A 25,873-nucleotide genomic window follows, 5' to 3' on the forward strand; every position below is an offset into this window, starting at 1 on the left:
CGGCCGCGCAAGCCTGTCCGCGCGGCCGCTACTGCAGCAATTCGCGCAGGAGGTTGCGGAGTTCGGCCGCCCTTTCGGATTCCAGCAATTCCACGATCCGCTGCTCCTGCGCCGTCGAGACGCCGCGGAGACGCTTGAACAGCGCTTTGCCGGCGGGGGCGGTGACGATCAGGACGCGGCGGCGATCATTCGGGTCAGGCGCACGGTAGACGAGCCCTTCCGAAACCATCTTGTCGACGATCTTGGTCAGCGTCGGCGGTTCGATGAGGGACTGGCTGGCGATCTCGCCCATTGGCGCAGGCTCGCTGGCGTCCAGCACCTCCAGAATGCGAAACTGCTCGATCGGCACGCCGCCCGGGCGCAGCCGCTCCTCGAGATCATTTTCCAGCTGGCGGTTGAGGCTCGCAATGAGATAGGCGAGCTGATCCTTCATCCGTACTGGTGCCATGTTTCCCCCCTTGGATCGCTTCTTGTTGCTTTCATTCCGATCAACCGCCCCCGAAACGGCAAGTCCGACCAGCCAAGCGGCCTCACCGAGACCGCTAGCTTAGCCGAAGCAGATAACGCGGCTCCGATAGCACCGCCATCGGTGTTTGACAATATTTCTTTTTCAATTATTTCAGCGCGTCATCGCCTTGACGACTTCGAGCCTCACGCCATCGGCTCGGCCGATATAGACCGGCGGGATCTGGCCGACCGGCTTGTTGTCGAGCATGTGGCGCACGGCCGGCCGGGAGATCGGACGATGCAGGTGGTTAGCGAGCGCCCGGCTGTCGCGCGTGCCAAGGTCACGGGCGAGACCCGCCAGGACATGCAGCGCCTCATAGTAGCTGACGCTTGCCGCCGACACGGGCGGCGCGAAGGCGCCGAAGGCATCGTGATAGAGCTCGAGGAAGTGATCGTTCGACCGCGACTGGTTGACGGCGAAGTAGCTCGCGGCGGTAAAGAGATTTGTCGACGCGTCCGCGCCGATGCCGCAGATCACGGTCTCATCGACGATGAGCCCGAAGCGAAGCATCTTCTGGTCGAGCCCGGCTGCAGCGAAGGCGCGGTTGAATTCGACTGAGCACAACCCGACCAGAGCCTGGATGACGACCTGGGCGCCGCTGGCGGCGATTTTTTTCAGAACCTCGGAATTGTCGGCAAGGCGGGTCGGCATGATCGCCTGGCCGACCAGTTCGCCACCCTGCCGGCGCAGCAGCCGGCGCGTCGTCGAGAGCGCCATGCGCGGCCAGATATAGTCGTTCCCGACGAAAAAGAAGCGCTCGGCTCCCTTGGCGTGGCGCAGCCAGTGCAGCGCCGGCCCCAGCAACTCCTGGTCGGTACTGCCGATCGCAACGGTCGAGGGACCGCAGGCCAGACCCTCATATTGTGGCGTGAAAATGTAGGGAACCTTGCTGGAAATCCGCTGGCTGACCGCATCGCGGATATTGCTGGTGTGGCCGCCGATGATGACCTCGGCGCCATCGACCTCGATCAGCGTGTCCACCGCATCCACGGCCTGGCTGACTGCGAAGCCGCAATCGCCGAACACGAGTTCGATCTCCTCACCCAGAATCCCGCCGGCGGCATTGAGTTCTGCGGCCCCGAGCGTTGCGGCGGCGTCCATCGCCGGCGCCCACATGCCCATGATCCCGCTTCGCGGATGCAGCAAGCCGACCTTCATGTCCCTGCCCTTCCATCGCTATGAACGAGGCCAGTTCGGGGACGAGGCCGCTGCGCGGCAACGCGGTCAGGAATGAGCCAGCCGGACGATTCAACCGGCGCACTGCCACCCGATCAGGCGGCGCAGCCTCGCACTGCAACATGATCCTGTCAAACAAATGCAAAGACTTTGACCAACTGAACAAAATGCTTAGCGATTAGGCACATCGATATCCAATTAGATATTTTCAAAAGCTATATTTCATGAATTAATAATCGTCAGAGAAACGGAAGCGCCGGCGCCCCGGGCGGTAGTCGCGCTCACGGTCACGACAGCGAGGACCTCCCATGCATAAAGTCTCGATTCCCGATCACATCGCGGCGCGCGGTCGCCTTCAGCGGGGCGGCAAGGAATTCATCTTCGACCAGCTGGACATGAGCAAAGTCGCGCATGTGATCGTCGATCTTCAGAACGGCTTCGTTGCCGAGGGCGCGCCGGTCGAGGTGCCGGTGGCACGCGAGATCGTCGGCTCTGTCAACGCCATCGCCAAGGCGGTGCGCGCGGCCGGCGGGATCAATTGCTTCCTGCGCTATACCTATGACGGCAAGGAGAAGCTGCCGTGGAACGTCTGGTTCCAGAACTACATGAGCCCGACCCAGTTCGACATCATGACGGCGGCCTTCGCGCGGGGCGCCGATGACTGGCAGCTCTGGCCGGAACTGGATGTCCAGGTCGGTGACCTCGTCGTCGACAAGACACGCTTTTCGGCCCTCATCCCCGACACCTGCGACATGGACCAGATGCTGAAGGCGCGTGGCATCGACACGCTGATCATCACCGGCACGCTAACTAACTGCTGCTGCGAGAGCACGGCGCGCGATGCATTGCAGATGGGCTACAACGTGATCTTCGTCACCGATGGCAACGCCACGCTGAGCGACGAGGAACACAACGCGACCCTCCTCAGCATGTCCGCCATCTTCGCCGATGTGATGGACACAAATCGGCTGCTCGGCCTCATCGAAGCCTCAGCCAGCGCCAGGGCGGCCGCATAAGCCGGCTCGGCTCTTTAGTCGACCCGAAGCACTCACTTCCCTTCCCATGCCGCACCGGGCGGGACGCCGGGTGCGCCGCGTTATTTCCCGATCGAGGAGCCTCTCATGAACGCGCCCGCTTCGCCGAAATCGGCTGCCGAGATTGATGTCACCGAGTTGACCATCGGTGAAATTCAGCAGGGCTTCGCCGACGGACTCTATACTTCAGAAGCGCTGACGCGCGCCCACCTTGCCCGGATTGACCGGTACGAGCCGTTCTATAACGCCTTCACCTTCATGAACCCTTCGGCGCTGGCCGATGCCCGCGCCATCGACGCGCGACGTGCGGCAGGCGAAGCGCTCGGCCCGCTCGCTGGCGTCCCGGTGGTGGTGAAGGAGGCGATGGATTTTGTCGGCCTGCCCTCGACCGGCGGCTGGGCGCCGCTTTCGAGCGTCGCAGGGGGCATCGATCTCATGCCCGAGCGGGACGCGCCGGTCGTCGCGCGATTGCGCGCGAGCGGCGCCGTCATTCTCGGCAAGACCAATATTCCCGCCTTCAGCCATGATGGCGCCCGTGCCAATACCAGTTGGGATGGCCCGACCTTCAATGCCGTCGACCGGGCCGTCGCCCCCGGCGCGAGCTCGAGCGGCACGGCGACCGCGATATCGGGCAGCTTCGCCGTCGTCGGCCTTGCCGAGGAAACCGGCGGATCGATCCAGAACCCAGCCGCCGCGCAAAGCCTCGTCAGCGTCAAGCCGACCTTCGCGCTGGTGCCGAATGCCGGCGTCACACCCCTGGCCGGCTCGACGCGCGACGTCGTCGGGCCGCATGCCCGCACGGTCACGGATGCAGCCCTGCTGCTCGATGTCCTCGCGGGCTACACGGTCGAAGACCCCAAGACCGTGGCATGCATCGGCAAGATCCCGGCCGGCGGCTTTACCAGCCGCCTCGCCACCGACGCGCTGAAAGGCAAGCGGATCGGACTCTATGGCACCGGCTGGCGTCGGCAGCCGCTGTCCGACGAGGCGGCCGCGCTCTATGCCGACGCATGTGCGGAACTGGCCGATCGTGGCGCCATCCTCGTGGACGATCCGTTCTCCGGCAGCGGCTTTGCCGATCTCGCCGTCTGGAAGTCTGGCGGCTTCGACGAGCGAGGACTGGAGACAATCGCCTATGACATGGCCCTTTACCTGAAGCGTCTCGGCCCCTCGGCAGCGGCGCACACCCTGGCCGAACTGACGACGCTCACGGGTGAGGATCCGTTTGCGCCCGGCGGGATTCTCGCGATGCATGCCGCCATGCCCGTCCTGGCAGCGTCGCTCGCCGATCCGTCGACGATCCCCGATGTCGGTCCGTTCCTCGCCGTCCGGGAAGCCTATCTGAAGATCGTCAACTCCGTGATGTCGTCGCATGCGCTCGACGCACTCGCCTTCCCGCAGTCGTCCGCGACGCCTCCGGGCATTTTCGACGAAGCGCCCTACCCGGCCACCACCGTGTCGGAGATCAACATTGCCGGCCTGCCGGGCGTGACGGTTCCGGCGGGGCGGTTTGCGGACGGTGCTCCCTTCAGCCTGATCTTCGTCGGGGCGATGTGGAGCGAAGCCGAGCTTCTCGCCTATGCCTACGACTATGAGCAGGCGACGCAGCATCGCATCGTGCCGACACTCGTCGAAACACCGTTCCAGACAGCCTTGCGAGAGATGGCGGAAGAGAGCGCTTGAGCCATTCTAGGTGAACGGATGGCGACACAGGGCTGTCGCACGAAATTGATCAACGGATCACCGACGCGACATTGCGCTTGGAGGGTGTTAAGGAAACCCGGCCTATAATGTCTGCAGCCGCTTCGTCCGGCTGAGACATGGTTTGGGATTTCGGCTTATGGCGATCATTCGCTCTCTTCTGCTCCTGGCGCTGCTTGCCTGCGGCCTGGCGGCCTGCACGACGGGCGAGCGCGACACGCGCGGCATGCAGCCGATACCGGCGAAGCTCGTGGCCGACATGCGCCAGAAGGGCATGAAGCCGTCCGACCCGATCATGATCCGCATCTACAAGCAGGAAAGCGAGCTTGAGGTCTGGAAGCGCGATCGCAGCGGCAGCTATGCCCTGCTGAAGACCTATCCGATCTGCCGCTGGTCCGGGAAACTCGGCCCCAAGAAGCAGGAGGGCGACCGGCAAGCGCCGGAGGGCTTCTACGCGATCACCATGTCGTTGCTGAACCCGCAATCGCAATTCTATCTCTCGTTCAATCTTGGCTTCCCCAACAAGCTGGAAGAAGCACTCGGCTATGAAGGCGCGGCACTGATGGTGCATGGCGCCTGCTCCTCGTCCGGCTGCTATGCACTGACGGACGCCGGCGTCGCCGAGATCTATGCCGTCGCGCGCGATGCGCTCATCGGCGGGCAAACCTCGTTCCAGGTTCAGTCGCTGCCGTTCCGTATGACGCCGCAGAACCTCGCTCTGCACCGCAACGACCCCAACATGAATTTCTGGCTCAATCTCAAGCAGGGCACCGACCAGTTCGACGTCACGCGCCAGCCGCCCAAGGTCGAGGCGTGCAATCGCCGCTATGTGTTTGGCGCCAAGCCGGTCGACCCGAGCGCCGTGTTCGACCCCCTCGGCGCCTGCCCGGCCTTCGAAGTCGATCCGTCCGTCGCCGCGAAGGTCGCCGTCAAGCAGGCGCGCGACGACTCGCAGATCGCAGCGCTCGCCGCGTCGGAACCGCCGATCTCGCTCGCCTATTCGGATGGCGGCATGAACGAGGCGTTCCGGGAGATCCTGAAGAATTCGGGGCCGGAGAAGCTGTCGCGGATGACCTCGGCGGGTTTCCCGGTCAGCCGCCCCTCGGCCGCGTTGGCCGATCCCTATCAGATTGTCGGCATCGACCCGGTGCAAACCGCGACGTCGGTGGCCGGCCAGAAGTGACTTCGCGCCTACGGCGCCTGACTGCGCTCTATCGAGACATCAGGCGCCGCGCCATGGCCGCGATCGCGCCATCCGGATCGGCAAGCTGATCGAGGATGGTGAAGTGGTTGGCGCCGGCGAGCGTTTCAAAGGTCACCGGCGCGCCTGAGGCCGTAAGCGCGGCTGCATAGTCCTCCGTCTGCTGGCGCATCATTGCCAGTTCAGCCCCGCCGACGACCAACGCCAGCGGCGGCATGTCCCGCTGGATATGACGTTGCGGGGAGTTTCGGTCGACGGCCGCGTCATCGAGGCCGAGCTTGCCGTTGACAAAGCTCGCAGCGAGCGGCGCGAGTTCGTAAAGGCCGCTGATGCCAAGCACGCCGCGCACGAGCGGATGATCCATAACCATGACCGCAAGATGGGCGCCGGCTGACCATCCGCCGACAAAGACCGCCGCAGGATCGCCGCCGAGGCCTGCGAGATGTGCCCCGAGCCAATCGAGCGCGGCGCGAACCTCCAGCACCATGTCATCGAGCGTCGCGTCGGGCGCCAGCGTGTAGCCGACAAAGGCGACATTGATTCCGGCTGGCAAAAGGCCCGCAGCGACGAAGGTGAAGTCATCCTTCGAGAGCATTTGCCAAAAGCCGCCATGCAGGAACACCAGCGTCGGTGCGCCGTCGGCGGCCTTCAGAAGATCAATCCGTTGGCGCGGCCGCGGGCCATAGGCGAGGTCAAGCGCCTCCGGGTGGCGGGCGCGAAGCGCCGCGCTCGTTCTTCCCCAACCTTCGATGATTGCGAGACTGCCCTCGACGGCCCTGCTGCTGCTGAGGCTCTTGTCGAGCGCAGCCCGATCGAGGCTCCGCCAATCCAGCCGGGGTGCTGCGGCGCTCATCGCCGGGGACCCGGGCGGCCGTCGCCGATCCTACGCGCGACCGGGCAGACGGCGGAGGCGCTTCTGTCTTCGTAAGCCATGACGATCATATCCCGGCAGCCGGCCGTGCTTGTTGCGAGGCAGGGACGATCTTGCCGCAACGCACGCAAAAGCCAAGACCTCCAGCACACGATCAGGAGATAGCCGCGGCCGGGAGTGGTCGGATCAGCCGGAGCGAGCGAAGCATGTCATCAAGCCTGCATGAAAATTTGCTTGGTGATGCGTCATGCGAGGAGCCTGCCGGAGCTTCGACGGGGTCGACCGCCATGCAACGGGAATATCACCGCTGGTATAGCAGCCGGCTCGGCCGAGACATGGAATTGCTCGTGTTCGGCCATGCCGGCGCGAAGGTGATCGTCTTCCCGACGCGGGAGGGCCGGTTTCACGAATATGAGGATCTCGGTTTGGTCGCGAGCCTGGCGCCGAAGATCGAGGCCGGTCACCTGCAGCTCTACTGCGTCGACGGGTTTGCCGGCGAGAGCTACTATTGTTCCTGGCGACGGCCGGCCGACCGGGTCGCGCGGCACCTCGCCTATGAGGACTATGTCCTCTCGGAAGTGCTGCCTCTCGCCCATTCGCGCAACACCCATCCTGAGACCATCGCGCATGGCTGCAGCCTCGGGGCCTTCGGCGCAGCGAGCATAGCCTTCCGGCGGCCGGAGCGCTTTTCGCGGCTTGTCGCCTTTTCGGGCCGCTATGACCTCACTCATGCCGTCGAGTGTTTCGGCGACCTGCTCGACGGGCATCGCGGCGAGGATGTCTATTACTGCATGCCGTCGCAATTCCTGCCACGCCTCGGCTGCCCGGAGCGGCTCGACCAGATGCGGCGGCTCAACATCACCCTGACGATCGGCGCCGAGGATCCTTTCCTCGGCAACAACCGCCATCTCAGCGATGTCCTCCGCGACAAGGGCGTCGGCCACGCCCTGCATGTCTGGGACGGCCGCGCCCATCGCGGCCGTGCCTGGCGCCAGATGGCGCCGCTCTACCTCTGATCGGCTCAGGGCGTGATGGCGACTTTGAGCACGCCGTCCCGCTGGTGGGCGAAGAGGTCGTAGGCCGCCTCGATATCGTCAAGCTTGAAGCGGTGCGTGACGAGCGGCGTCAGGTCGATCCGGCCAGACGCGACGACGCTCATGAGCCGACGCATACGCTCCTTGCCGCCCGGACAAAGCGAAGTGACGATCTTGTTGTCGCCGAGCCCGGCCGAGAAGGCGGCGAGCGGGATCTTCAGATCGGTCGAATAGACACCAAGGCTCGACAAGGTACCGCCCGGCCGAAGCGAACGCAGCGCGGATTCGAACGTCTGCTGCGTGCCGAGTGCCTCAATCGCGACATCGACGCCGCGGCCGTCGGTGATCGCCATGATCTGCTCGACAGGATCGCCCGCCTTGAAGTCGACGACATGGTCGCAGCCGAGCTTCTTCGCGACAGCGAGACGCGCCGGAACGGTATCGACGCCGATGATGGTGGTCGCACCGAGAAGCTTCGCGCCTGCGACGGCGCAGAGGCCGATCGGTCCGAGCGCAAAGACGACGACGGTGTCACCGATCTTGATCGCGCCATTCTCGGCGCCGGAGAAGCCCGTCGACATGATGTCGGGGCACATCAGCACCTGCTCGTCCGTCAGTTCATCGGGCACTGGCGAGAGATTGGCGGTCGCGTCGGGGACCCGAATATATTCGGCCTGCGCTCCGTCGATCGTATTGCCAAAACGCCAGCCGCCCATCGCCTTGAAGCCATGCTTCGTGCCGGCGCCATCCTGCGAGGCGCAGCCGCACATGCAGGCGTTCGAGGTGAAGCTTGGCGTGATCGCGCCGGCGATGACGCGCTGGCCCTCCTTGAACCCGGTCACCGCCGAGCCCAGCTTTTCGATGACGCCGACGGGCTCATGGCCGATGGTCAGGCCTCTCTCGACCGGATATTCGCCCTTGAGGATGTGGACGTCGGTGCCGCAGATCGTGGTCGTGGTGAGGCGGACCAGCGCATCGAGCGGGCCGATATCCGGGATCGGCTTCTCATCGAGCACGATGCGGCCGGCCTCTACAAAGATCGCGGCTTTCATCTTCGGCATTGGGTCTATCCTCCTTGGGAAATGCGGCCGGTCTGGGGGAACCGCGGCCTCGGATCGCCCGCAGCATGCACGCCGCCAACCTTCCGGCATTGATACCGATCAAGAGTTGCAGGAACACCGGGTCCGATCGAGGCAAGGGCCTTGTCGCAACGCGGCATGCGCGATACGCCAAAACGGCCGATTGAAGTGGAACAGATACCCATGAAGCCGTTCGCCTCGCTCTACAGCCATGATTTCCTGCGCATCGCCTCGGTAGTGCCGCGCGGCGGCGTGGCCGATCCGGATTTCGCTGTTGACGAGACATTGCGGCTCGCGGCCGAAGGCGACGCGGCCGGGGTCGCCCTGATGCTCTTTCCCGAGCTCGGAATTTCCTCCTATTCGATCGACGATCTCCTGCTGCAGGACGCGCTGCTCGACGCCGTCGAGCGGGCCATCGGGCGGATCGCCGAGGCGTCCAAGGCGCTGTTTCCGGTGCTTGTCGTCGGTGCGCCGCTTCGCCGCGAGGGGCGGCTCTATAACTGCGCCGTCGCCATCCATCGCGGAACCATTCTCGGTGCGGTGCCGAAGACCTATCTGCCGAACTATCGCGAATTCTACGAGCGGCGGCATTTCACCTCCGGCGCCGGGATCATCGGCCTAGCCATCGACATCGACGGTCGCAGCGTGCCGTTCGGCACCGACCTCCTGTTCCGTTCCACGGGCAGCGTACCCTTCACGTTCCACGCCGAGATCTGCGAGGACATCTGGGTTCCGCTGCCGCCCTCGACGCATGCGGCGCTCGCAGGCGCCGAGGTGCTGCTCAACCTCTCGGCCTCCAACATCACCATCGGCAAGGCGGATACGCGCCGCTTGCTCTGCGCCAGTCATTCAGCGCGGACAGCGAGCGCCTATGCCTATTCGGCGGCGGGGCCAGGCGAATCCACCACGGACCTCGCCTGGGACGGCCAGGCCTCGATCTTCGAGAACGGCGCGCTACTGGCCGAAACCGAACGCTTCGCCATCGAAGCGACCATGGCGATCGCCGACATCGATCTTGGCCGCCTCCGGCAGGAGCGCATGCGCCTCACCACCTATGGCGATTGCATCGCCCTCGAAGGCCCGCGCGCCCCGGCCTTCCGCACCGTCACATTCAAACTCGACGCGCCTGAACGGCCTGTCGCGCTTGACCGCGTCGTCGAGCGGTTTCCTTTCGTCCCCGCCGATCCCGCGCGGCTCGCGGAGGATTGCTACGAGGCCTACAACATCCAGGTTCAGGGCCTTGCCAAGCGGCTTGCCGCAACCGGGCTCCAGCATTGCATCATCGGCGTTTCGGGCGGTCTCGATTCGACGCAGGCCCTGATCGTGGCGGTGCGTGCGATGGACCGGCTCGGCCTGCCGCGGGAGAACATTCTCGCTTATACGCTGCCGGGCTTCGCGACATCCGACCATACAAAATCGAATGCTTGGGCGCTGATGCGCGGGCTCGGCGTCAGTGCCGCCGAAATCGATATCCGCCCGGCCGCCCGGCAGATGCTGACCGATCTCGGCCACCCCTTTGCCGGCGGCGAGCCGGTCTATGACGTGACCTTCGAGAATGTGCAGGCCGGCCTTCGGACTGACTATCTCTTCCGCCTCGCCAACCAGCACCGCGGCCTCGTGGTCGGCACCGGGGATCTCTCTGAACTGGCGCTTGGCTGGTGCACGTTCGGCGTCGGCGATCACATGTCGCATTACAACGTCAACGCGTCGGTTTCCAAGACGCTGATCCAGCACCTGATCCGCTTCGTGGCGAGGTCGGGCGATGTCAGCGCCGAGGCAGCGACAACGCTTTATGCGATCCTCGCGACCGAGATCTCCCCCGAACTGGTACCGGTCGCCGATGGCAAGCCGATCCAGTCGACGCAGGCGATCGTCGGCCCCTACCCGCTGCAGGATTTCACGCTCTATTACCTGACGCGCTTCGGCTTCCGCCCCTCGAAGATCGCCTTCCTCGCGCACCATGCCTGGAGCGATGCCGCGCGCGGTCTCTGGCCGAAGGACATGCCGGCGGACGAGCAGCGCGCCTATTCGCTCGCCGAGATCCGCCGGTGGATGCAGGTGTTCATTCGCCGCTTCTTCACCAACCAGTTCAAGCGCTCGACCATTCCCAACGGGCCGAAGATGTCGTCAGGCGGGTCGCTGTCGCCGCGCGGCGACTGGCGCATGCCCTCGGACGCGGAGGCCAAGGTCTGGCTCGACGAACTGGAAGAGAACGTGCCAATGGAGTGATCAGGCGAGCGCCGCCCGTTTCATCTCGATGCGATCGACGATGCGGCCGGCAATCGGCAGCGCCGAGGTAGCGGCCGGCGACGGCGCGTTGCAGACATGCAGCATGCGCGCGCTCTCGACCATGACGAAGTCCTCGACCATGCGTCCGTCCGCCTCGACGGCCTGAGCGCGGATGCCGGCGGGATAAGGCTGGAGGTCGTCGAGCTCAAGCGCGGGATAGTATTTGCGGCACTGTTCCAGATAGCCGCGCTTGTGAACCGAATTGACGAACTCGGTTGCGGCCGTGCGCCAGTTGGCGGCCGCCATTTTCCAGAACCCGCCGAAGCCGGCCATGGAGCGGAGATCGTCCGCATCCATCGCCCACTTGCCCTGCCGCTCGCGCGAAAGGCCTAGCACGGCATTTGGGCCGACCGTCACCGATCCGTCGATCATCAGCGTCAGGTGGATGCCGAGAAAGGGCAGCGCCGGATCGGGCGTCGGATAGATCAGGTGTCGGATGCGGTTCTCGTGCTTTTTGGCGAGGACATAATATTCGCCGCGAAACGGCACGATGCGGTGGCTGATCGGCAGGCCGGCCAGCGTCGCGATGCGATCCGACTGCAGACCGGCACAGGCGACCAGCATCCTCGCTTCGACCTCGCCCTTATCGGTTGAAACCCGCACCCCGGCGCCGTGCTCGACGATGCCGAAAACCCGCTCGCCGAGGCGGATCTCACCGCCGGATGCGACGATCCGCCGGCCCATCGCGGCGCAGACGAGGCGATAATCGACGATCGCCGACGACGGGACATGCAACGCACTGACGCCCTCAATCTCCGGCTCGCGTTCGGCAAGACCGGCCCGGTCGAGCCGGATGACCTCGATGCCGTTGCGGCCGGCGCGTTCCTCGAGCGCAAGCAGGCGGGTGTGCTCGGCGTCGTCGGTGGCGACGATCAGCTTGCCGCAGGTGCGGAAGGGCACGTCATGGCTGAGGCAAAAGGCTTTGGTGGCAGCGGAACCGGCGCGACAGAGCTCGGCCTTCAGGCTGCCGGGCGCGTAGTAGACGCCGGCATGGATGACACCGGAATTATGGCCGGTCTGGTGCTGCGCCAGAGCGGCTTCCTTCTCGATAAGGACAAGGCTCGCTCCCGGATCGCGAGACAGAAGTTGCATGGCGGTGGCGAGGCCGACAATGCCGCCGCCGATGACGCAATAGTCGTAGATCACGCTCGTTCCCGATTCCGTTGGCGGCCCGCCCGCCGGCACCGGAGAGTTTCACTCCTTGGCGCCGACGGGAAGCCCCTCAAACGATCAGGATGCGCGCCGTGCCGCCGCGTCGAGCGCCGCGAAGGCATCATCCGACAGCGAGATCGAGGCCGCGGCGACATTGTCCTCGAGGTGGGAGACCTTGGACGTGCCTGGAATCGGCAGCATCACGGGGCTGCGCTTCAGCACCCAGGCGAGCGCGACCTGAGAATGCGTCGCACCGAGCGCCTTGGCGACGTCGTCAAGGACGGAACCCGGACGAGCCAGATTGCCGGAGGCCAGCGGCGCCCAAGGGATGAAGCCGATCGACTCACGCTCACAATAATCGAGCACATCCTCGCTTCCACGATCTACCAGATTGTAGCGGTTCTGAACCGTCGCGACTGGGAACACGGCGCTCGCCGCCTCAATCTCAGCCACCGAGACCTCGCTGAGGCCGGCATGGGCGATGATGCCCTCGTCGAGCATCTGCTTCACGGCGCCGAACTGTTCGGCGCGCGGCACTTTCGGGTCGATGCGGTGAAGCTGCCAAAGCGCGATCTGCTCGACGCCGAGCTTCTTGAGGCTCTTCTTGGCCTCGTCAATCAGATAGGCCGGGTCGCCCTTTGGCGTCCAGCGATTGGGCCCTTCACGCGTCAACCCACCCTTGGTGGCGATCAGCAGGCCCGGATAGGGATGCAGCGCTTCGCGAAGCAGTTGCTCCGAAATGTCGGGGCCGTAGGAATTGGCTGTGTCGATGAAATTGACGCCGACCTCAGGCAGGCGTTTCAACGTGCGGATCGCCTCGGCATGGTCGGCGGGCGGCCCCCAGATGCCTTCGCCGGTGACGCGCATGGCACCAAAGCCGAGGCGGTTGATCTCGATCTCGCCGCCGACCTTGAAGGTTCCGGAGGCGGCTGCATTGAGCGGTGATGTCATGTGAAGGCTCCCTTGCGCGGTGACGCCATCCGGCGACGCCTGCGATCCGGCCTTTCAGCTAGGCTCCACCCATCGCCTCGACAAGGCCGCGCGGTATCACAGCCGAGCGAGCGCGTCCCGCACGCCTAGCTTGCTGAGGCTCGCCAATGCTGCGGCTGTCTTGGCGACAAGGGCCGGGCGATGGGGGCTCCGCGCAGCAAAGCCCGAGGCGGCGAACACCGCTTCGACCTCCGCCGCCGGATCGTCGCCCGCCGTCAGGATGGGGGCCAGCGCTGCATCGAGCGGATCGGCGAAGGCCGGCTGCGTCCCGCGCGATGCGAGCGCCGCGATCCAGGCGGCAAGCGCGAAGGCCGGGCGATCGATCCCCAGCCCTTGTTCCATCCGATCGAGCGTGGCGGCGACGATCCGCTGCGGCAGCTTCTGCGAGCCGTCATTGGCGATCTGCGCCGTGCGATGACGAAGGGCCGTATTGGCGAAGCGGCTTGCAAGGCGCCGGATATAGTCGGCCGTGTCGAGCCCGGCACCGGCCGGCAGCGTGGCGATGAAGTCCTGCCAGATGCCGTCGACGAAGCGGCGGATCGCCGGATCGGCAAAGGCATCGGCGACCGTCTCATGGCCGAGCAACTGGCCGAGATAGGCGATGGAGGAATGCGCGCCATTGAGCAGCCGCAGCTTCATCTCCTCATACGGCGTCACATCCTCGACCATGGTGACGCCGAAGCGCTCCCAATCCGGCCGGCCGGCTGGGAAGTGATCCTCGACGACCCATTGCATGAAGGGTTCGGTCAAGACGGGCCAGGCGTCAGAGACGCCGAGCGCGGCGCTGACGCGGGCCCGATCGGCGTCCGTCGTTGCCGGCACGATGCGGTCGACCATGCTCGACGGGAACGCGACGTCCTCCATCACGAAGCGGCCGAGATCCGCGTCGCGGAGCGCGGCGAACTGCGCCATTACGCGGCGCGCGGTGATGCCGTTGTTCGGCAGGTTGTCGCAGGAGAGAACCGTGAAAGGCGGCGTTCCCGCTGCGCGGCGGCGGGCGAGAGCCTCGACGATGAAGCCGTGCGCGGTGCGCGGGGCGCCCGGATGGGCGAGATCGGCGCGGATATCGGGATGGTCGGCGTCGAGATCGCCGGCCGCATTTCGCAGATAGGCCTTTTCCGTCACAGTCAGCGTCACAATGCGCATGGCCGGATCGACCATCGCGGCGATGAGGGCGGCCGGGTCCTCGGGCGCCACGAGAAGTCGGAGCAGCGAACCGATGACGACAAGGTCCTCGCGATCACCGGCGCGCACGGCGAGCGTGTAGAGGCCGTCCTGCGGCGCGAGCGCGTCGCGCGTATCGGGGCTCCTGAGCGAGGCTCCGACGATGCCCCAACCACCCTCCCCGGCTGCAAGGCATGCATCGACATAAGCAGCTTGATGGGCGCGATGAAAAGCGCCGACCCCGAGATGGACGATGCCCGGCGTCACCGATCCGCGGTCGTAATCTGGGCGCCGCACGGCAGCCGGCAGGTCGGCAAGCGTCGCATTCGAAAGGCGCATCGTGCTTCTCCTCACCGCGCGGATCGGCGCAAGGCTTAGAACACCGGCGCCGCGACGCCAAGCGGCCTAGGACGCGGTTGTCGTCTCCGGGGGTGCCACCATGTTTTCATCCGGCAAGAAGGCATGGCGTGCAGCGCGGACGCGGGCGGCGATGTAATCCGCCACAGCCGCCACGCGGCGGGTTGCATGCGTATCGGGATGACTGGTCAGCCAATAGCTGCGGCGAAAGGCGATCTCCGGCAGAAGACGGCGAAGCTCGGGATAGAGCGCTGCCGTGTAGTCATGCAGGATGCCGACGCCGACACCGGCCCTGACGGCCTCGACCTGCCCGACCACGCTGCCGCATTCGTAGCGCCGGCTGCTGACATGGGCGAGCTTCGCGGCGTAGTCGAGCGCCCGGCTATAGGCGAGGTCCTCGACATGGGTGACGACCAGCCGGCCGGAAAGATCCGCTTCGCTGCGGATCGGACCGAGCCGCGCCAGATAGTCGTCCGAGGCATAGATTCCGAGGCTGTAGTCGGTGAGCTTGCGCACCACCAGCCGTCCACTTGCCGGCCGGTCCAGCGTAATGACGATGTCCGCCTCGCGCCGTGACAGCGAGAAGGTGCGCGGCAACGGGACGAGCTGGATGATCAGCTCGGCATGTTCGGTGGCGAGACGGCCGAGCTCGGCGGCTAGGAAATAGTTGCCGAGCCCATCCGGCGCGCCGACGCGCACCGTGCCGGCGATGCCAGCCGAAGCACCCGATAGCTCCGCCTCGACGCGCAGGAACTCAGACTCAGCCCGCTCGGCCGCCGCCATCAATTGTTCGCCGGCGGGCGTCAACTGGCAGCCATTGGTGCGCCGCTCGACGAGCTTCGCCTTCACCTCGCCCTCGAGCGCGGTCAACTGGCGGGAAACGGTGGCGTGGTTGAGCCCGAGCTGGCGGGCGGCGCCAAGGATCTGCCCGGTGCGCGCGACGGCAAGAAAGATGCGGATGCGTTCCCAATCCATTGGATGACTTTAATTTCTGCACAACCGAGCCGCAAGGCTGGCGATTGCTGTGCGAATTCGAATGTTGCATGGAGAGGCGGGTTCAATCCGGAGAGACGCCATGTCCAGCTTGCCGATCATCGACCACTTCATCGCGGGCCAGCGCTCGGCGGGCGCTTCCGATGCGACGCAGCCGGTATTCAACCCGGCCACCGGCGAGGCGACCAAGGCGGTTCGTCTCGGTGCCGAAGCTGAAGTGAAGGCGGCGACGGACGCGGCCAAGGCGGCAGCGCCGGGCTGGGCCGCCACGACGCCGCTTCGCCGCGCGCGCATCCTGAACAAGTTCCTGCACATCATCGAGGAGCGGATCGACGAGCTGGCCGCCGTCATCACTTCGGAGCATGGCAAGGTACTCTCCGATGCCAAGGGCGAGATTCAGCGCGGCATGGAGGTGGTCGAGTTCGCCACCGCCGCGCCGCAGCTTCTGAAGGGCGAAGTGACCGAAAATGTCGGCACGCGGGTCGATAGCCATTCGCTGCGCCAGCCGCTCGGCGTCGTTGCCGGCATCACGCCGTTCAACTTCCCGGCCATGGTGCCGATGTGGATGTTCCCGATCGCGCTCGCCGCCGGCAACTGCTTCATCCTGAAGCCCTCCGAGCGCGATCCCTCCGCTTCGCTGGTCATTGCCGACTGGCTGAAGGAAGCCGGACTTCCCGATGGCGTCTTCCAGGTGGTGCATGGCGGCAAGGACGCTGTCGACGCGATCCTGACCAATCCCGATATCCAGGCCGTCAGCTTCGTCGGTTCGACGCCGATCGCCCGCTACATCTATGAGACCGCCGCGAAGAACGGCAAGCGCTGCCAGGCGCTCGGCGGCGCCAAGAACCACATGATCATCATGCCGGACGCCGATATGGACCAGGCGGTCGACGCGCTGATGGGCGCTGCCTATGGCTCGGCCGGCGAGCGCTGCATGGCGATCTCGGTGGCGGTTCCGGTCGGCGAGAAGACCGCCGAGACGCTGATCGCCAAGCTGGAGCCGAAGATCCGCGCGCTGAAGGTCGGGCCGGGCACGGATCCGGAGGCCGAGATGGGTCCGCTGGTCACCAAGCAGCACCTCGACAAGGTGCGCGGCTATATTGACGCCGGCGTCGCTGAGGGCGCCAAGCTCGTCGTTGACGGGCGCGGGCTGCAACTGCAGGGCTATGAGGATGGCTATTTCGTCGGCGGCACGCTGTTCGACAACGTCACGACCGATATGACGATCTACAAGGAAGAGATCTTCGGGCCGGTGCTGGCCGTTGCCCGCGCGCCTGACTACGCGACCGCCGCGAAGATGATCAACGACCATCCCTTCGGCAACGGCACGGCAATCTTCACCCGCGACGGCGACGCGGCGCGTGAATTCGCGCATCAGATCCAGGTCGGCATGGTTGGCATCAACGTGCCGATTCCTGTGCCAATGGCGTTCCACTCGTTCGGCGGCTGGAAGCAATCGCTGTTCGGCGACCATCACATGCACGGCATGGAAGGCATTCGCTTCTACACGAAGCTGAAGACCATCACGACCCGCTGGCCGACCGGCATCCGCGCCGGCGCAGACTTCGTCATGCCGACGATGAGCTGATCGACGACGGGCCGCCCATTCAAGGGCGGCCCCGTTCGCGATTGAATTTGCCAAGCCGCCGTTCCCGACTAATCTGGCGACAGAGGGGGAATGATGGGCCTGAAGAAGCCCGCGTCTCCCAGGGAACAGGGAGACAGCATCGAAATGACCTCGATCCTCAAGTCGACGATCGCGCTTGCTGCCGTTGCCGCCTTTGTCGGCCAGGCGACCGCGCAGCAAGCATCGGTCGGCGCCGGCGAAGGCGCGCTGAACATCGTCGCATGGCCGGGCTATATCGAGCGCGGCGAAAGCGACAAGGCCTATGACTGGGTCACCGATTTCGAGAAATCGACGGGCTGCAAGGTTTCCGTGAAGACCGCCGCCACCTCGGACGAGATGGTGACGCTGATGAACCAGGGCGGCTTCGACCTCGTCACCGCATCGGGCGATGCCTCGCTCCGCCTCGTCGCCGGCAAGAAGGTCGTGCCAGTCAATACGGCGCTCATTCCGAGCTGGTCGACGGTGGACGATCGGCTGCAGAACGCGCCGTGGTTCACGGTGGGCAGCGATCACTACGGCGTCCCCTATCAATGGGGGCCAAACGTCCTCATGTACAACACCAATGTCTTCAAGACGCCGCCGACGAGCTGGTCGGTCGTCTTCGAGGCGCAGGACCTGCCGGACGGCAAGCCGAATGCAGGCCGCGTCCAGGCCTATGACGGCCCGATCTACATCGCCGACGCCGCCACCTATTTGATGGCCAAGAAGCCTGAACTCGGCATCAAGGATCCGTACGAGCTGACCGAGGACCAGTATGCGGCCGCGATCGAACTCTTGAAGGGCCAGCGGAAACTGGTTGGACGCTATTGGCATGACGCGGCCGTCCAGGTCGACGACTTCAAGACCGAAGGCGTCGTTGCCTCCTCGTCCTGGCCGTTCCAGGTCAACACGCTGCAGTTCGACAAGCAGCCGATCGCCTCGACCGTACCGGCCGAAGGCGCCACCGGCTGGGCCGACACGACGATGCTGGCCGCCGGCGCCGCGCATCCCAACTGCGCCTATCTCTGGATGGAACACTCGCTCTCGCCGAAGGTGCAGGGCGACGTTGCGGCCTGGTTCGGCTCGGTGCCGGTAGTGCCCGCGGCGTGCAAAGGCAATGAGTTGCTGACGGATGCCGGCTGCGCCACGAACGGATTCGAGAATTTCTCGAAGATCCGATTCTGGAAGACCCCCGTCGCGAAATGCACCAGCCAGGATGCGTGCGTCCCCTATTCGCGCTGGGTCTCCGACTATATCGCCGTGATGGGCGGGTAGTCGACGCGGGTGAACGAGTGCTCGCCACCATCCCAACCGTCATTGCCGGGCTTGATCCGGCAATGACAGGGTTTCGACGAGGGCACTTTCTGGAGAGAACATTCTGAAAGCTCAAGGCCTTTGCGCAGCCGAGATCGCCCCATGACCGCCGCCGTCTCGCTCCGCGCGGTGTCGCGCCATTTCGGCAGCGTGAAAGCGCTCGACGATGTCGATCTCGACATTGCGGCCGGCGAGTTCTTTGCGATGCTCGGACCCTCGGGGTCAGGCAAAACGACGTGCCTTCGCCTCATCGCCGGCTTCGAGCAGCCGACGAGCGGCCATATCGAGATTTTCGGAGAACGGGTCGAAGGCGTGCCGCCCTATCGGCGCAGCGTCAACACCGTGTTCCAGGACTATGCGCTGTTCCCGCATATGAATGTCATCGAGAACGTCGCCTATTCGCTGATGCTGCGGAAGGTGCCGAAGGCCGAGCGCCTGAAGACGGCGGAGGCGGCGCTGGAACTGGTGCAGCTCGGTGGCTATGGCGCGCGGCGGCCGGGCCAGCTTTCTGGCGGCCAGCGCCAGCGGGTGGCGCTCGCAAGAGCGATCGTCAACAAGCCGAAAGTGCTGCTGCTCGACGAGCCGCTCGGCGCGCTCGACCTTAAGCTGCGCGAGAACATGCAGGAGGAACTGAAAAGCCTGCAAAAACGCCTCGGCATCACCTTTGTCTTCGTCACGCACGACCAAGGTGAGGCGCTGTCAATGGCCGACCGCGTCGCCGTGTTCAGCGAAGGCCGCATCCGCCAGGTGGGCACGCCCGAGGATATCTACCAGCGGCCGAACACTCCGTTCGTCGCTGATTTCGTCGGCTCGTCGAATGTGCTGCCGCCGGCCCTGGTCGAGCGCCTTGCCGGCGTCCGCCGCTACGCAAGCCTCCGTCCCGAGGCGATCCGGCTCGGCGGCGAGGCGCGGCTGTCCGGCATCATCGTCGCACGGAGCTATCTCGGGCCAGTGACGCGGCTCGCCATCGACGCCGCCGGACTGAGACTACATGCGGTCGTGCCCTCCGGCGCGGACCTGCCCGGCGAGGGAGACACGGTCGGGCTCGGCTTCGACAGCGCCGCGCTGCATCTGATGGGCGCCGAGCCATGAGCGCAATCGATACCGCGCCGCCGCGTTCGCTCGGCGGCCGCCTCGGCGACCTCTTTTGGCGCCGGCCGGGTCTCCTCGTTGCGCTGATGCTGATGCCGCCAGCGCTCTGGCTCGGCATCGTCTATATCGGCTCGCTGCTGACGCTGCTTCTGCAGAGCTTCTATTCGCTCGACGAATTCTCCGGCCTCGTGGTGCCGGAATTCACGCTCGCGACCTATGCCGAACTACTGCGGCCATCGAATTTCGACATCATCCTGCGCACCGTCGTCATGGCGGCGCTCGTCACGATTGCCTCTGCGATCATCGCCTTCCCGATCGCTTACGTCGCGGCGCGCTATGCGCGCGGAAAATGGAAGGCGCTGTTCTATCTCGGCATCATGCTGCCGCTCTGGTCGAGCTATCTCGTCAAGGTCTATGCCTGGAAGCTGATCCTCGCCAAGGAAGGCATCCTGACCTGGCTGTTCGGCACGCTGCACCTCTCCTGGGCGCTGGACGCCATCCTCGCGATCCCGGCCATCGGCGGCAACTCGCTCTCGGTCAGCTATATCGGGACTTTCCTGGTCTTCGTTTATATCTGGCTGCCCTACATGATCCTGCCGACGCAGGCAGCGCTTGAGCGCGTTCCGGTCAACCTGATCGACGCCAGCTCCGATCTCGGTGGCACGCCGGCGATGACGTTCCGCAATGTGATCCTGCCGCTCGCCTTCCCCGGCATCGTCGCGGGCTCGATCTTCACATTCTCGCTGACGCTCGGCGACTACATCATCCCGCAGATCGTCGGAACGTCGCGGCTCTTCATCGGCCAGGCCGTCTACACGCAACAGGGAACCGCAGGGAACATCCCGCTGGCCGCCGCTTTCACCGTGGTGCCGATCGTCATCATGGGCATCTATCTGACAGTCGCCAAACGCCTCGGAGCCTTCGATGCGCTCTGACGGCGATCGCGCGCCCCTGCTGCTTCGCCTCGCTGCCGCCGGCGGCCTCGTCTACCTGCTGGCGCCGCTTCTCATCATCTTCGTCTATGCCTTCACGACTGAAGAGAAGAGCTTCGTCTGGCCGCCGCCGGGACTGACGCTGAAATGGTTCGCGGTTGCGTGGTCGCGGCCGGATATCTCCGCTGCGCTGTTGCTCTCCCTTCAGGTCGCCACCGTCGCGACGGCGCTGGCGCTGGTGCTCGGCACGCTGACCGCCGCCGCCGTCAGCCGCACGCGCTTTTTTGGACGCGAGACGATCTCGCTGTTGGTGATCCTGCCGATCGCCCTCCCCGGCATCATCACCGGCATCGCGCTCCGCTCGGCCTTCTCGACCTTCTCGATCCCGTTTTCGTTCTGGACCATCGTTCTGGGACACGCGACCTTCTGCATCGTGGTCGTCTACAACAACGCGGTCGCACGGTTCCGCCGCACCTCCGCCTCGCTCGTGGAGGCCTCGATGGATCTCGGCGCGGATGGTTTCCAGACTTTCCGCCACGTCATCCTGCCGAACATCGGCACAGCACTTCTGGCGGGCGGCATGCTCGCCTTCGCCCTCTCGTTCGACGAGGTGATCGTCACCACCTTCACGGCGGGGCAGCAGCAGACGCTGCCGCTCTGGATGCTGGAAGAGCTGATCCGCCCGCGCCAGCGCCCAGTCACCAATGTCGTGGCGATGTTCGTCGTCGCCGCCACGTTCCTGCCGATACTCGCGGCTTTCTATCTCACCCGCGGCGGCGACGAAATCGCCGGCGGCGGCAAATAATCGAGGAGAGACGTCATGCAGCATGCCATGCTGATCGGATCACGGTTCGAGGACGGCACCGAGGCCGAGGAGATTATCCTCAATCCCCGCACCGGCGTTCCGATCCTGACGCTGAACGAGGCGTCTACCGCACAAGTCGATGCCGCCGTTGCCGCGGCGCGCAAGGCCTTCACAAGCTGGTCGCGGACGACGCCGGCGCAGCGCGCGGCCTATCTGTTCAGGATCGCCTCAGACATCGAAGCGGAAGCCTCGGCCTTCGCCGCGATCGAAGCGGAGAATTGCGGCAAGCCGATCAACGCCGTGCTGAATGACGAAATCCCGGCGATCGTCGATTGCTACCGCTTCTTTGCCGGCGCGGTGCGCACGATGCATGGCCCGGTCGCGGGCGAATATCTGCCGGGCCATACCTCGATGATCCGCCGCGATCCGATCGGCGTCGTTGCCTCGATCGCGCCGTGGAACTATCCGCTGATGATGATGGCGTGGAAGCTGGCGCCGGCGCTCGCGGCCGGCAACACGGTCGTCTTCAAGCCCTCCGAGCAGACGCCGCTGACGGCGCTTCGTCTTGCCGAAACCATCGCCGCTGTGCTGCCGGAGGGCGTCGTCAACATCGTGCTCGGGCGCGGCGCCACGGTCGGCAACGCGCTGATCAACCATCCTGATGTCGACATGGTGTCGGTCACCGGCGACATCGGCACCGGCAAGAAGGTCATCCAGGCGGCTTCGAGCACCGTCAAGCGTACGCATCTCGAACTCGGCGGCAAGGCACCCGTCATCGTCTATGACGATGCTGATCTCGACGCCGTTGTGAATGGGCTGCGTGCCTTCGGCTATTACAATGCCGGGCAGGATTGCACCGCCGCCTGCCGCATCTATGCCGGCGCGAAGATCCACGACAGGCTCGTCGCCGACCTCGCGTCCGCCGTCTCGACTCTGACCTACAACGATGCCGACGATACGAAGAACGAACTCGGACCGCTGATCTCGGCGCGCCAGCGCGACCGTGTCAAAGGCTTCGTCGAGCGCGCCTCTGCCGAAAAGCACATCGAGATCGCGACCGGTGGCCACGCCGGCGCCGGGTCAGGCTTCTATTTCGAACCGACGGTCATCGCCGGCGCGCTTCAATCGGACGAAATCGTGCGCAAGGAAGTGTTCGGACCGGTCGTCTCGGTGACGCGCTTCACCGATCCGGACGACGCCGTCGCCTGGGCCAACGATTCAGATTACGGCCTCGCCTCCTCCGTCTGGACCAAGGATATCGACCGCGCCATGCAGACGGCGGCACGGCTTCGCTATGGCTGCACCTGGGTCAACACGCATTTCATGCTGGTCAGCGAGATGCCGCATGGCGGGCTCAAGCAGTCCGGCTATGGCAAGGACCTCTCCTCCTACGCGCTGGAGGACTACACCGTCGTCCGCCACGTCATGATCGCGCACGGGTAGCGCGGCGAGGTCTCCCTAGACGACGCGCCTTCCCTCGATCCAGATGGCGCGGATGACCGGAACGCCGCCAACGAGCGCGACGCGGACGAGGTCTGCGCGGAGACCCGGCGCGATCCGTCCGCGGTCGGCGAAGCCTGCCGCGTCGGCGACCTTCGCCGTCACGAGGCTAATCGCCTCGTGGATCGGCATGCCGCGCCGCGCGAGGATGAACGGCGCCTGCAACAGACTGGTCGGCACATAATCCGATGTCAGGATGTCGAGCAGCCCGGCATCGGCAAGCTCGGCCGCGCCGACATTCCCGGAATGCGATCCGCCGAGCACGATATTGGGCGCGCCCATGACGATCGCCATGCCCGACTGACGCGCGGCCATCGCGGCAGCCAGCGTCGTCGGGAACTCGCTGATGGCGATGCCAAGGCCACGCGCCTCGTCGACATCGGCGATGCTGGTATCGTCATGGCTCGCAAGACGGATGCCGCGCTCGCTTGCCGCCGTGGCGATGGCGTCGCGGCTTGCCGGGACATAGTGGGCCTGATGCGCCCGCCGTTCGGCCATATAGGCTGCGAACTCATCGTCGGACCAGACGCGCGCATTCTTCTTGCGACGGAATTCACGATAGAGCCCGACATCGTGCCACTGACGCTGGCCGGGTGTGTGGTCCATCATGCTCATCAGGCGAAGGCCGGGATTGTCGATATGCCGCCCGACAATGTCGAGCAGGGCCGGATCCGACAATTCGCAGCGGAAATGGAAATAGTGATCGACCCGGAGCAGCCCCGCGGCGCGGGCCTCGGTCAGGCCGCCGATCGCGGCATCTAGCATCGCCGTGCGGGCGCCGCGGCTGTCGTAATCGCCGAGAGAAAGCGAATCGAGCACCGTCGTGATGCCGGCGCCGAGCACCTGCCAGTCATGCGCCAGCACCGCGCCGAGCGTAGACGGCCAGTTGACACCGGGACGGGGCTGGAAATGGTGCTCGATATTGTCGGTGTGAATGTCGATGAGGCCCGGGATCAGGAAGTCGGCTTCGCCCGGAACCGAGCGCTCCTCGCCCTCGACGGCGTGGATGCGGTCATCGTCCAGCGTCACGCTGCCGAAGACGATGCGGTCATCGAGGATGATGTTGAGCGGTTCGGACGCGATCGACATGGGAACTCCGGCAAGGCTGGACGAAGGACGGGCAAGGCAGCAGCGCGGGCCAGCGGCCGGAGCGCGCAGCGCTGGCCGGGAATCGGGGCGGCAGCGCGCGGCATAACAGGGCGGCTTCTCGTGTCGTCTTTATGACGTATGAGAAGCGCGCCGGCGACCCCTGAAGGCAGCGCGGCGAGACCTTCAAGCCGGCTTTGGCATCACCTTGCGGGCCTTCCGTCTTGGGGCCCGCTTCCCTGCAAGCGCGACGAGACGGCGGAAGGTCGGGCATTCCATATGTGACGGCGCCGGGCAGTCGGCGACATGGCGCAGCGTGTCGCTGAGAGCCTTCAATTCGGAGATCTGACGGTCGATGGCATCGGCCTTTTCATGCAGCGCAGCACGCGGCAGGTCAGGCTCGCGGTTCTTGCCAAACATGCCGGCGATCTCATCGAGCGCGAAGCCGGCGCTCTGGCCCATGGTGATCAGCTTCAGCTGCAGTAGCACGTCCGGCTCGAACTGGCGCCGCAGGCCGCGGCGCGAGACGGGGGCGATGAGGCCGATCTCCTCGTAATAGCGCAGCGCCGACGGCCGTATGCCGGTCTCTGCGGCCACCTCGCCGATATCGAGAAATTTCATGCTTGACCTCAAGTCGACTTGAATTTGTAGCCTGCGCTTTCAAGAGTATCGAAGCAAGAGGTGACCACATGGAACAGAGGGTATCGACGGTATCGAAGCGGAAGCACCGAGGCATGCAGGCAACGCTGGCGCTCTCGATGCTGCTGGCCTCGCTCGGTACCAGCATCGCCAACATCGCCTTGCCGACCCTGACCAATGCGTTCGCAGCGTCGTTTTCGGAGATCCAGTGGGTCGTTGTCGGCTATCTCGCGGCCCTCACCGTCTCGGTCGTATTCGTCGGGCGGCTCGGAGATGTCTACGGGCTGCGACGGATGTATCTCCTCGGCCTTGGGCTGTTCGCGGCAGCATCCCTCTTCTGTGGCCTCGCGCCCAACCTTGGGCTGCTGATCTGTGCACGGCTGCTGCAGGGGATCGGCGCGGCCTTCCTGATGACGCTTTCGATGGCGCTGATGCGCGAAAGCGCCAATGACGCACAGGTCGGACGCGCCATGGGTCTGCTCGGCACTGTGTCGGCGCTCGGAACGGCGCTTGGACCCTCGCTTGGCGGCGTCCTGATTGGGCTGACCGGCTGGCGAGGCATCTTCCTGGTACAGCTGCCGCTCGTCCTGATGGCGCTGGTCCTCGCTTTGGCGACGCTGCCGCGCGGGATGACTAACGATAAGGCAGCGCCGCCGCCGCTCTGGGCCGTCCTCAACCGCGCCATCCTGCCCAGCCTGCTCGTCAATGTGCTGGTCGCGGCCGTCATGATGTCGACGCTGGTCGTCGGTCCGTTCTATCTCAGCCTCGCTCTCGGCCTTAGAGGCGCGATGGTCGGGCTGGTGATGTCGGTCGGGCCGCTGATTTCGATCGCCGCCGGCGTTCCGTCGGGCCGCATGGTCGATGCGCTCGGTCTGCGACGCGTCCTTGCGATCGGGCTTTTCCTTCTGGCCGCAGGCGCGTTCCTGCTGGCGATCCTGCCCGGCCTGATCGGCGTCGGTGGCTACGTGCTCGCGATCACGGTCCTAACGCCGGGCTATCAGCTGTTCCAGTCCGCCAACAACACGGCGGTCCTGGCCGACATCCCCAAAGCCCGGCGCGGCACCGTTTCAGGGCTGCTGACGCTGTCGCGCAATGTCGGGCTGATCGCCGGGGCCTCGGCCATGGGCGCCGTCTTCGCCGTCGGCGTCGGGACGTCCGATTTCGCCCATGCGAACACCGCGGCCATCGCGGGCGGCATGCGCATCACTTTCCTGCTCGCAGGCGGCCTGATCCTAGCGGCGATCGCCATCGCGCTCGCTCCGGCTGGAGCAGACCTCCGCGGAAAGACGGTGCAACCGTCGCCGTGACCGCGAAGGATCGGGAACGGCCATCCAGTGTGGCGCCCATCCC

At 65.3% G+C, this 25,873-nt stretch carries 22 protein-coding genes; 12 read left to right on the forward strand and 10 right to left on the reverse strand.

Annotation, left to right across the window (positions count from 1 at the left end; genetic code table 11):
* Positions 1–28 precede the first annotated feature (28 nt).
* Both BUB39_RS00170 and BUB39_RS00175 read right to left on the reverse strand, forming a co-directional pair.
* Positions 29–448, reverse strand: coding sequence for a MarR family winged helix-turn-helix transcriptional regulator (locus BUB39_RS00170; RefSeq protein ID WP_073050863.1), 420 nt, complete (start codon positions 446–448; stop codon positions 29–31).
* Positions 449–619: 171 nt separating this feature from the next.
* A complete protein-coding gene (locus BUB39_RS00175) occupies positions 620–1,666 on the reverse strand; it encodes a substrate-binding domain-containing protein (protein WP_073050864.1) in 1,047 nt (348 codons plus the stop codon).
* Between the two features lie 326 nt (positions 1,667–1,992).
* Here BUB39_RS00175 and BUB39_RS00180 point away from each other — a divergent pair, with 326 nt between their 5' ends.
* The 3 genes from BUB39_RS00180 to BUB39_RS00190 all read left to right on the forward strand — a co-directional run bounded on the left by BUB39_RS00180 (position 1,993) and on the right by BUB39_RS00190 (position 5,602).
* Positions 1,993–2,700 carry a cysteine hydrolase family protein gene (locus BUB39_RS00180; protein WP_073050866.1) on the forward strand — a complete coding sequence of 236 codons (708 nt, stop codon included), beginning with the start codon at positions 1,993–1,995 and terminating at the stop codon, positions 2,698–2,700.
* Positions 2,701–2,805: 105 nt separating this feature from the next.
* Positions 2,806–4,401, forward strand: coding sequence for an amidase (locus tag BUB39_RS00185; protein ID WP_073050868.1), 1,596 nt, complete (start codon positions 2,806–2,808; stop codon positions 4,399–4,401).
* Between the two features lie 157 nt (positions 4,402–4,558).
* Positions 4,559–5,602, forward strand: a complete 1,044-nt coding sequence (locus BUB39_RS00190) for a L,D-transpeptidase family protein (RefSeq protein WP_073050870.1) — start codon at positions 4,559–4,561, stop codon at positions 5,600–5,602.
* A 28-nt stretch (positions 5,603–5,630) separates the two neighbouring features.
* On the opposite strand, the gene BUB39_RS00195 is transcribed toward BUB39_RS00190, so the two are convergent.
* Complete coding sequence (locus tag BUB39_RS00195; RefSeq protein WP_073050872.1) at positions 5,631–6,473, reverse strand: alpha/beta hydrolase; 843 nt, start codon at positions 6,471–6,473, stop codon at positions 5,631–5,633.
* Positions 6,474–6,778: 305 nt separating this feature from the next.
* Here BUB39_RS00195 and BUB39_RS00200 point away from each other — a divergent pair, with 305 nt between their 5' ends.
* On the forward strand, positions 6,779–7,507 hold the full coding sequence (locus BUB39_RS00200) for an esterase family protein (protein WP_073050874.1): 729 nt from the start codon (positions 6,779–6,781) through the stop codon (positions 7,505–7,507).
* 5 nt (positions 7,508–7,512) lie between these two features.
* Here BUB39_RS00200 and BUB39_RS00205 read toward each other — a convergent pair whose 3' ends face one another.
* The gene (locus BUB39_RS00205) at positions 7,513–8,586 is read right to left on the reverse strand and encodes an NAD(P)-dependent alcohol dehydrogenase (protein WP_073050876.1); all 1,074 of its coding nucleotides are present in this window, start codon (positions 8,584–8,586) and stop codon (positions 7,513–7,515) included.
* A 201-nt stretch (positions 8,587–8,787) separates the two neighbouring features.
* Between BUB39_RS00205 and BUB39_RS00210 the strand changes: the two genes are divergently transcribed.
* Positions 8,788–10,833, forward strand: a complete 2,046-nt coding sequence (locus BUB39_RS00210; RefSeq protein WP_073050878.1) for an NAD(+) synthase — start codon at positions 8,788–8,790, stop codon at positions 10,831–10,833.
* Here the strand turns inward: BUB39_RS00210 and lhgO are convergent, their stop codons facing one another.
* From lhgO to BUB39_RS00230, 4 genes are all read right to left on the reverse strand, one after another.
* Positions 10,834–12,036: an L-2-hydroxyglutarate oxidase gene (gene lhgO / locus BUB39_RS00215; protein WP_084527062.1), complete on the reverse strand. Its 1,203-nt coding sequence runs from the start codon at positions 12,034–12,036 to the stop codon at positions 10,834–10,836.
* Positions 12,037–12,123: 87 nt separating this feature from the next.
* Positions 12,124–12,996 carry an aldo/keto reductase gene (locus BUB39_RS00220; protein WP_073050880.1) on the reverse strand — a complete coding sequence of 291 codons (873 nt, stop codon included), beginning with the start codon at positions 12,994–12,996 and terminating at the stop codon, positions 12,124–12,126.
* Positions 12,997–13,092: 96 nt separating this feature from the next.
* Complete coding sequence (locus BUB39_RS00225) at positions 13,093–14,538, reverse strand: mannitol dehydrogenase family protein (RefSeq protein WP_073050882.1); 1,446 nt, start codon at positions 14,536–14,538, stop codon at positions 13,093–13,095.
* A gap of 66 nt (positions 14,539–14,604) precedes the next feature.
* Positions 14,605–15,531, reverse strand: coding sequence for a LysR family transcriptional regulator (locus tag BUB39_RS00230; RefSeq protein ID WP_073050883.1), 927 nt, complete (start codon positions 15,529–15,531; stop codon positions 14,605–14,607).
* 100 nt (positions 15,532–15,631) lie between these two features.
* On the opposite strand from BUB39_RS00230, the gene BUB39_RS00235 reads away from it, so the two are divergent.
* The 6 genes from BUB39_RS00235 to BUB39_RS00260 all read left to right on the forward strand — a co-directional run bounded on the left by BUB39_RS00235 (position 15,632) and on the right by BUB39_RS00260 (position 22,741).
* Positions 15,632–17,137 (forward strand): CoA-acylating methylmalonate-semialdehyde dehydrogenase, encoded by a 1,506-nt coding sequence (locus BUB39_RS00235; protein ID WP_073050885.1) that lies wholly within the window; start codon positions 15,632–15,634, stop codon positions 17,135–17,137.
* A 144-nt stretch (positions 17,138–17,281) separates the two neighbouring features.
* Positions 17,282–18,430 carry an ABC transporter substrate-binding protein gene (locus BUB39_RS00240; protein ID WP_073050887.1) on the forward strand — a complete coding sequence of 383 codons (1,149 nt, stop codon included), beginning with the start codon at positions 17,282–17,284 and terminating at the stop codon, positions 18,428–18,430.
* 141 nt (positions 18,431–18,571) lie between these two features.
* Complete coding sequence (locus BUB39_RS00245) at positions 18,572–19,561, forward strand: ABC transporter ATP-binding protein (protein WP_073050889.1); 990 nt, start codon at positions 18,572–18,574, stop codon at positions 19,559–19,561.
* The gene (locus BUB39_RS00250) at positions 19,558–20,496 is read left to right on the forward strand and encodes an ABC transporter permease (RefSeq protein ID WP_073050891.1); all 939 of its coding nucleotides are present in this window, start codon (positions 19,558–19,560) and stop codon (positions 20,494–20,496) included. Before BUB39_RS00245 ends, BUB39_RS00250 begins: the two co-directional genes overlap by 4 nt.
* Complete coding sequence (locus tag BUB39_RS00255) at positions 20,486–21,298, forward strand: ABC transporter permease (RefSeq protein ID WP_073050893.1); 813 nt, start codon at positions 20,486–20,488, stop codon at positions 21,296–21,298. Before BUB39_RS00250 ends, BUB39_RS00255 begins: the two co-directional genes overlap by 11 nt.
* 15 nt (positions 21,299–21,313) lie before the next feature.
* Positions 21,314–22,741, forward strand: coding sequence for a gamma-aminobutyraldehyde dehydrogenase (locus BUB39_RS00260; protein WP_073050901.1), 1,428 nt, complete (start codon positions 21,314–21,316; stop codon positions 22,739–22,741).
* Positions 22,742–22,756: 15 nt separating this feature from the next.
* Here BUB39_RS00260 and BUB39_RS00265 read toward each other — a convergent pair whose 3' ends face one another.
* Entirely contained in the window at positions 22,757–23,887 is a 1,131-nt protein-coding gene (locus BUB39_RS00265) for an alpha-D-ribose 1-methylphosphonate 5-triphosphate diphosphatase (RefSeq protein ID WP_073050903.1), read from the reverse strand.
* 183 nt (positions 23,888–24,070) lie between these two features.
* Positions 24,071–24,505 carry a helix-turn-helix domain-containing protein gene (locus tag BUB39_RS00270; protein ID WP_073050905.1) on the reverse strand — a complete coding sequence of 145 codons (435 nt, stop codon included), beginning with the start codon at positions 24,503–24,505 and terminating at the stop codon, positions 24,071–24,073.
* Between the two features lie 68 nt (positions 24,506–24,573).
* Between BUB39_RS00270 and BUB39_RS00275 the strand changes: the two genes are divergently transcribed.
* Entirely contained in the window at positions 24,574–25,830 is a 1,257-nt protein-coding gene (locus BUB39_RS00275) for an MFS transporter (protein ID WP_073050907.1), read from the forward strand.
* Positions 25,831–25,873 lie beyond the last annotated feature (43 nt).

This window comes from Kaistia soli DSM 19436, assembly GCF_900129325.1.
GTDB classification, from domain to species: Bacteria; Pseudomonadota; Alphaproteobacteria; order Rhizobiales; family Kaistiaceae; genus Kaistia; species Kaistia soli.